The sequence below is a fragment of the Ruminococcus sporogenes genome (assembly GCF_054655175.1).
The window spans coordinates 1-1183 of record NZ_BAAHOA010000030.1 but is presented as its reverse complement, the minus strand read 5'-3'; the positions used below and the strand labels follow the sequence as shown (position 1 = coordinate 1183).

Annotated in this window: 2 protein-coding genes; both read right to left on the bottom strand. The window is 45.6% G+C overall.

Annotated elements, in window-relative coordinates; genetic code table 11:
- Window positions 1-666, bottom strand: a 666-nt coding sequence (locus ACYQ0N_RS15290; protein ID WP_460163179.1) for a DUF1281 family ferredoxin-like fold protein, incomplete at its 3' end; no start/stop codon positions are given.
- Between the two features lie 33 nt (window positions 667-699).
- Window positions 700-1183, bottom strand: a 484-nt coding sequence (locus tag ACYQ0N_RS15285; RefSeq protein WP_460163178.1) for a hypothetical protein, incomplete at its 5' end; no start/stop codon positions are given.

Genomic DNA, 1183 nt, shown 5'->3' with positions numbered 1-1183 from the left:
CGACCGCCTTAAATCGTAGCAATACGTTCCTTTGGGAATATCCGCGTCTGTTATTCTGTCGTTGGTAAACAGCGCGGTCTGTCCGAATAGTTCTATACGCTCATATTCGTCGGAGCTCTCGATATTGACGTATCCTGTTTCAGAAGCGTTGAGGAAAAGTCCGTAAGCCTCAAGATCAACGTCCATAACCCTCGCCGCGAATTCAAGCCGCTCCTTTTCGCTTTCGGGATAGTATTCTTCAATACGGTCTCCGTCGTAATACGCATATCTGCCGCAGTTCATGCCGATGTCCTCGTCAGCCCACTCATGAATAATTTCGATTTCGGGAAACATCTCCGATAGTCGCTGAATGACAGGATGGGGAGCTGCCCAGGCGGTCAGAAACCGCAGTTCTTCGGCGTTTGAGTAATCACAGTCTTTCTCATAGCCATAGGCTGACCACTTTGTACCCCAGTTTGCTATACGCCAGTCGTACCAGTTGTTTTTGCCGTAGAGCTTAAATTCCTCCCGACTGAGACCACCCCGATAAATATTTTCAGGGATAGGAATGATCTTTTCAAAATCGATCGTTCCTATCCCTGATTCATTTTTGACTGCGTCCATAACACGTTTTACCGTATCGGGATCGCCTGTAATCTTTATTCGGTTTGTTACATGATTTGGCATTTTACTCTCCTTTCTGAGCCTCCGCTTTCAGCGTCAGCCCATCTCCATATCAAGATTTTCTTCTTCATTGACAGACGTGATCTCCACATATTCTCCGATAATACACAGCGCCTTGTCATAGCTGCTGCAAGAGGTGATACGGCTGCACATTTCCTTTGCCTCATCTGCCATTCCGTTTCTTTTCAAGGTACGTGAAGCTATTCCCATAAGGTTAAATATGTTTCCGTTCTGACCTATGAGGGGACATTCAGGCTTTTTCTGTTTTTGTTCTATATCATGAGCAAAACCGCCCAGCCTGTTAGGAACATAATCGGAAAGCCATGTACCGCCGAACTGCTCGTGAGTCTGCAATCTCCACATTGCAAGCCTGCCGACATTAAGCTGAACGTCGTCAAACGGAAACAGCAGACAGGTAAGATTTCCGTTATTAAAGCTATATACCTTTTCAAATCGACTTTCATTCTGCAATATTCCGCTTTCCGTTAACATATCGTTTATGCCGTCGACCCATTCTTTA